Annotated in this window: 4 protein-coding genes and 1 pseudogene; 3 read left to right on the forward strand and 2 right to left on the reverse strand. The window is 61.8% G+C overall.

Going from position 1 to position 6,109, the window contains the following annotated elements; genetic code table 11:
- Nucleotides 1–3 precede the first annotated feature (3 nt).
- A complete protein-coding gene (gene pheT, locus J2046_RS31155) occupies nt 4–2,427 on the forward strand; it encodes a phenylalanine--tRNA ligase subunit beta (protein ID WP_210058461.1) in 2,424 nt (807 codons plus the stop codon).
- A gap of 74 nt (nt 2,428–2,501) precedes the next feature.
- Nucleotides 2,502–3,119: a hypothetical protein gene (locus tag J2046_RS31160; protein WP_210058463.1), complete on the forward strand. Its 618-nt coding sequence runs from the start codon at nt 2,502–2,504 to the stop codon at nt 3,117–3,119.
- A 136-nt stretch (nt 3,120–3,255) separates the two neighbouring features.
- On the opposite strand, the gene J2046_RS31165 is transcribed toward J2046_RS31160, so the two are convergent.
- Together J2046_RS31165 and J2046_RS31170 are read right to left on the reverse strand one after the other, a co-directional pair.
- Nucleotides 3,256–4,251, reverse strand: coding sequence for an aldo/keto reductase (locus J2046_RS31165; RefSeq protein WP_210058465.1), 996 nt, complete (start codon nt 4,249–4,251; stop codon nt 3,256–3,258).
- A gap of 60 nt (nt 4,252–4,311) precedes the next feature.
- On the reverse strand, nt 4,312–5,262 hold the full coding sequence (locus J2046_RS31170; RefSeq protein WP_210058467.1) for an aldo/keto reductase: 951 nt from the start codon (nt 5,260–5,262) through the stop codon (nt 4,312–4,314).
- Between the two features lie 186 nt (nt 5,263–5,448).
- Between J2046_RS31170 and J2046_RS31175 the strand changes: the two are divergent.
- Nucleotides 5,449–6,021 (forward strand): annotated as a pseudogene (locus J2046_RS31175) (Gfo/Idh/MocA family protein); the annotation flags it as partial.
- Nucleotides 6,022–6,109 lie beyond the last annotated feature (88 nt).

The following is a 6,109-nucleotide window of genomic DNA, read 5'->3' on the forward strand; positions in this document are numbered from 1 at the left end:
CCAATGAAATTCACGCTTTCCTGGCTGAAGGATCATCTGGAAACGGATGCCACGCTTGACGAAATTTGCGAACGTCTGACGGCGATCGGCCTCGAGGTCGAGGATGTCGACGACAAGGCGGCCTACAAGCCTTTTGTCATCGCAAGGGTCATTTCCGCCGAAAAACATCCGCAGGCGGATCGCCTCAAGGTGCTGATGGTCGATGCCGGTGACGGTAAGCCGGTGCAGGTCGTCTGCGGCGCGCCGAACGCCCGCACCGGCCTGATTGGCGCGTTCGCAAAACCGGGAACTTACGTTCCGGGGATCGACGTGACCCTCGCCGTCGGCAATATCCGCGGCGTCGAGAGCCACGGCATGATGTGTTCCGAGAAGGAACTCGACATGTCGGACAATCACGACGGCATCATCGACCTGCCGGCGGACGCGCCGGTGGGCACACCTTTCGCGTCTTATGCGGGGCTCGACGATCCGGTCATCGAGATCAACCTGACGCCGAACCGCCCCGACTGCACGTCGATCCACGGCATCGCGCGCGATCTCGCCGCAGCCGGCCTCGGCACGCTGAAGCCGCATGCCAAACCTGCCTTCAGGACGGAGGGCGAGACTTCGGTCGGCCTCAAGATCATCCTCGATGACGACAGGCTCTGCCCCGGCTTCGGCCTGCGCCTCGTGCGCGGCGTGAAGAACGGCCCGAGCCCGGCCTGGATGCAGCAGAGGCTGAAGGCGATCGGCCTTCGTCCGATCAACGCGCTGGTCGACATCACCAATTACATGACGTTCGACCAGGGCCGGCCGATGCACGTTTTCGATGCGGCCAAGGTGACGGGCGGCCTGACGGTCCGCCGCGCACTGGAAGGCGAGACCGTTTTGGCGCTCGACCAGCGTGAGTATCGGCTTACGCCGAACAATGTCGTGATAGCCGACGAAACCGGCGTGGAATCGATCGGCGGCATCATGGGCGGCGAGCATTCCGGCTGCGACGAGAACACGGTCGATGTGCTGATCGAGTCGGCACTATGGGACCCGATCAACATCGCCAAATCCGGCCGCGCGCTCGGCATCATCACCGATGCGCGCTACCGTTTCGAGCGCGGCGTCGATCCGGAATACATGGTGCCCGGCCTCGACCGGACGACCGAGCTGGTGCTTGAGCTTTGCGGCGGCACAGCAGCAGAAGCGAAAGTCGTTGGTTACAAAGGTCATCAGCCGAAGATCGTCGATTTCCCGTTCTCGGAAGTGAAGCGCCTGACGGGGTTGGAAGTCTCGACCGAGGAAAGCCGCCAGATCCTCACCCGACTCGGCTTCGCTGTCGAAGGTTCCGGCGAGCGCGTCTCGGTAACGGTGCCGTCCTGGCGGCCGGATGTCGACGGCAAGGCCGATCTCGTGGAAGAGGTCATGCGCATCCATGGCGTCGACCAGATCAAGCCGGAGGCGATCGACAGGCTCGCCAGCGTCAACGGCAGGATTCTGACCACGCTACAGGTGCGCACCCGCACCGCGAAACGGGCGCTTGCATCCCGCGGCATGCTGGAAGCGGTAACCTGGTCCTTCATTTCCGAAGACCAGGCGAAGCTTTTCGGCGGTGGGCAGCGTGACTTGAAACTCGCAAACCCGATCGCGTCCGACATGTCCGACATGCGGCCCTCGCTGCTGCCCGGCCTGCTGACGGCCGCACAGCGCAATGCCGACAAGGGTTTTGGCGATGTCGCGATCTTTGAGGTCTCCGGCACCTATGAGACCGATATGCCGGAAGGCCAGCGTCGCGTGGCGGGCGGCGTTCGTCGTGGCACGGCCTCGATCAACGGGACTGGCCGCCTCTGGTCCAACAATGCCAAGGGCGGCGGCAAGCCGGTCGACGTCTTCGACGCCAAGTCGGACGCGCTGGCTGTCGTCGAGGCCTGTGGCCTGCCGATGAGCAATGTTCAGATCGAGGCCGGCGCGCCGGGTTGGTATCATCCGGGCCGTTCCGGCACGATCAAGATGGGACCGAAGGTCGTGCTCGGCTATTTCGGTGAATTCCATCCGAAGACGCTTGGTGCGCTCGATGTGTCCGGCGCGCTTTGCGGCTTCGAGGTCTTCCTCGACGCGATGCCGGAGCCAAAGAAAAAGGCGACCCGCACCAAGCCGCCGCTGGAGCTTTCGCCCTTCCAGGCGGTGAAGCGCGATTTCGCGTTCGTGGTGGGAAGCGAAGTGGAAGCGGGTGCAATCGTCAAGGCGGCATCGAGCGCCGACCGCAAGCTGATCACCGGCGTCAACGTCTTCGACGTCTTCGAGGGTGCCTCGCTCGGCGAAGGCAGGAAATCGGTGGCGATCGAGGTTCTGATCCAGCCGGTCGAGCGGACGCTCACCGACGAGGATTTCGAGGCGCTGACCGCCAAGATCGTCGCCAATGTCGAGAAGACCACGGGCGGGGTTCTCCGTGCCTAAATCGGGTGGTGTGAATCACCTCTGAGAGATAGCCTGTCCCTCCACGGGGGCAGGCTTTTCGTTTGGAGGGGATGATGCGCACGCCGGGATCGATGAAGGGGCTGGAGGAACTCGGCCGCGTGCGGCTGTCGAAGAACTTCTTCTTCCGTGATTTCCTGTTTTCCGAGATCGCCAATTTCTACGGCATTCCGAACATTCCCGAGGATCCGGACGTGGCGATCGAGGCGGGCCGGCATCTCTGCGAGGAATTGCTGGAGCCGCTGCAGGCGACTTTCGGGCGACTGCATCTGCGCTCCGGCTATCGTTCGCCCAAGGTCAACGAGTTCGGCAACCGGAACAACCTGAATTGCTCGTCAAATGCCAACACCGCGGCCGACCACATCTGGGATCGGCGCGATGCGCAGGGTTTCATGGGGGCGACCGCCTGCGTCGTCGTGCCGTGGCTGATCGACAATTACGACCGGGAGGGGGACTGGCAAAGGATGGCATGGTGGATCCACGATCATCTGCCTTATGCGTCGATCATGGTCTTCCCGAAGCTCTGGGCGATGAACATCCAGTGGCACGAAAAGCCGGCCCGTCGCATCCGGAGTTTCGCCGAGCCGCGCGGCGTGCTGACCAAGATCGGAATGGCTAACAATGAAGGCGACCATTCCGAGTTCTATCGGGGTTTTCCTGAGCTGAAAAGATAAGTGGGCGACAAGCCTCTGTTTCGGATCGTCCAGCGGAGATCGACCTAAGGCGCGGATGCTGCTGAGAGTGGCCCTGGATTTGTCCTGCATGTCACACGCTGCACCTGACCCATGACATGCAGGACAAAAATTCAATTCACCGGTTCGTCCAGGACGCTGCCCGTTGCCCGTAGCGGGCGCCGGAAAATTTTTCAGGCGAAAGCATGTCGCCGAGGGTCTTGAGCTCATCGGCCGAGAGCGTGATCTGGGTCGCGGCGACATTCTGCTCCAGATGCGGGATTTTTCTGGCGCCGGGGATCGGCACGATGAAATCTCCCTGGTGGAGCACCCAGGCGAGTGCGAGCTGCGCGGCGGTGACGCCCTTTTCCGCTGCCATATCCTCCAGCAGTTTCACCAGGGAGGCGTTGGCCGCCATGTTTTCTGCGCTGAAACGCGGCAGCGTACGGCGGAAGTCGTCGGCTCCGAAGTCTTCCGGCTTCTGAACCTTGCCGGTCAAAAAACCACGGCCGAGCGGGCTGAACGGCACGAAGCCGATGTTGAGCTCCCGGCAGGTGTCGAGGATTTCCCCTTCCGGATCGCGGGTCCAGAGCGAATATTCGCTCTGCAGCGCCGTGATCGGATGCACCGCATGGGCCCGCCGGATGACCTCTGCACCCGCTTCGGACAGCCCGAGCGCCCGCACTTTGCCTTCCTTCACGAGCTCCGCCATGGCGCCGACCGTGTCTTCGATCGGCACGTCGGGATCGACCCGGTGCTGGTAGAGAAGATCGATCACGTCAATGCCAAGTCGTTTCAGCGAGGCCTCGGCGACTTCGCGGACATGTTCCGGACGGCTGTCGAGCCCGGACATGGCACGGGAATCCGATGCATTCGCGTCGATCTTGAAGCCGAACTTGGTGGCGATCACCACCTTGTCGCGGAACGGCTTTAGGCCCTTGCCGACCAGTTCTTCGTTCCTGAACGGTCCGTAGACCTCCGCCGTATCGAAGAAGTTGACGCCGAGTTCGACGGCGCGATGCAGTGTCCTGATTGCCTCCTGCTCGTCCTGGCCGCCATAAGCATGGCTCATGCCCATGCAGCCAAGACCGATTGCGGAGACGGTTAATTCTCTTCCGAGCTTCCTCATTTTCATGGGACCCTCCTTCAGGATCGAACGGGATGTCGGGCGCGTTGCCATGCCCGCGGAAAAATATCAGGCGCCGGCCTCGTTCAGCATTTTCATCTGATCGTCGGAAAGCGTCAGGTTGCCGGCCGCGATTATCGCTTCCAGCTGTTCGACGCTGGTGGCGCTGGCGATCGGCGCGGTGACGCCCGGCCGCTGGATAAGCCAGGCAAGCGCGATCGAAGCGGGTTCCGTGTTGGTCTCGACGGCCACTTCATCGAGGGCGGCGAGGATGCGAAGACCTTTGTCGTTGAGATAGGTCAGCGCCCGCGCGCCGCGCGCCTTGCCTTCCGTGTCGGCCGTGTCGCGATACTTCCCCGTCAGAAAGCCCGAAGCGAGGCCGTAATAGTTGATGACGCCGATCTCTTCCCTGATGCAGAGCTCGGCAAGCGGTCCTTCGAAACTGCCGCGGTCGTAGAGATTGTACTGGGGCTGCAGCACGTCGTAGCGCGGCAGGCCGGCTTTCTCCGCAGCGTCGAAGGAATCCTGCAGCATCCTGGCGTCGAGGTTGGAGCAGCCGATCGCACGGATCTTGCCGGCTTCCTTGAGTTTCGCGAAGGCGCCAAGCGTCTCTTCATAGGGCGTGGTCTCGTCCGGCCAATGGGCGAGGTAGAGGTCGATATAGTCGGTCTGAAGGCGGCGGAGAGAATTGTCGACCTCCTCAAGGATCCATTTGGCGGAAAGGTCTTTCTTGCCCTGCCCCATATCGGAGCCGACCTTGGTGACGATGATGGCCCTGTCGCGGGAAATCCCGCCACGCTTCAGCCAGTTGCCGATGATGGTCTCGGATTCACCGCCCACATGGCCCGGCACCCAGCGGTTATAGGAGTCTGCCGTGTCGATCGTGTTGAAGCCGGCAGCGAAAAACCGATCGAGCATGTCGAAGGAGGTTTTTTCGTCGGCGGTCCAGCCGAAGACGTTGCCGCCGAAAACGACGGGCGAAATGGAAAGGCCGGTCCGGCCGAGTGCGCGCAACTCCATGGTTTCCTCCAAATTTTTAAGTGAGTGGATAGCGTGAGAAAGGCCCTGAGATTAGCCGATGTTCCGCCGACGGCCAGTCCTTATTTTGCGCGGACATTCACTTTTTCAAGCAGGGCATCCAGCATCCGTTGCGCTGGTCCGGCCTGCTCAATAAAGTGCGGCGCCAGTGCTTTATTGGAGGTTGCCATGCTGCGTTTCGGAATCCTGTCGACTGCCAAGATCGGCCGCGAACTGGTGGTGCCGGCCATTCAGGATGCGGAAAATTGCGTGGTGACGGCCTTCGCGAGCCGCGATCTCGCCAAGGCCCGGGCGCTCTCCGACCGGTTTGGTGCGCCGCATGCCTTCGGCTCCTACGAGGAAATGCTGGCCTCGGACGTGATCGATGCGGTCTATATCCCGCTGCCGACCAGCCAGCACGTGGAGTGGTCGATAAAAGCTGCAGAAGCCGGCAAGCATGTGCTCTGTGAAAAGCCGATCGCGCTGAAGGCCAGCGAGATCGAGACCCTGATCGCCGCGCGGGACCGTAACAAGGTGCTGATTTCGGAAGCCTTCATGGTGACTTACGCGCCGGTCTGGCTGAAGGTGCGCGAACTTCTGAGGGAAAAGGCGATCGGCGAACTGAAGCACGTGCAGGGCGCTTTCACCTATTTCAATCGTGATCCCTCGAACATGCGCAACATTCCGGAACTTGGCGGCGGGGCGCTGCCGGATATCGGCGTCTACCCGACGATCACCACCCGCTTCGTCACGGAAAAGGAGATGGCATGAAAGAGGCCGCGGCCGTTGAGAGAACGGATCACTGACATGCAGGTGAAGATCGAGGGACAGTCACACTTCCGGCCTTTGG

This window comes from Neorhizobium petrolearium (assembly GCF_017873175.1).
Classification (GTDB): Bacteria; Pseudomonadota; Alphaproteobacteria; order Rhizobiales; family Rhizobiaceae; genus Neorhizobium; species Neorhizobium petrolearium.

What these genes read in the sequence shown, in the direction of transcription:
- pheT (WP_210058461.1), top strand. Translation starts at nt 4, where the DNA reads ATGAAATTCACGCTTTCCTGGCTGAAGGATCATCTGGAAACGGATGCC.
- J2046_RS31160 (WP_210058463.1), top strand. Translation starts at nt 2,502, where the DNA reads ATGCGCACGCCGGGATCGATGAAGGGGCTGGAGGAACTCGGCCGCGTG.
- J2046_RS31165 (WP_210058465.1), bottom strand. Translation starts at nt 4,251, where the DNA reads ATGAAAATGAGGAAGCTCGGAAGAGAATTAACCGTCTCCGCAATCGGT.
- J2046_RS31170 (WP_210058467.1), bottom strand. Translation starts at nt 5,262, where the DNA reads ATGGAGTTGCGCGCACTCGGCCGGACCGGCCTTTCCATTTCGCCCGTC.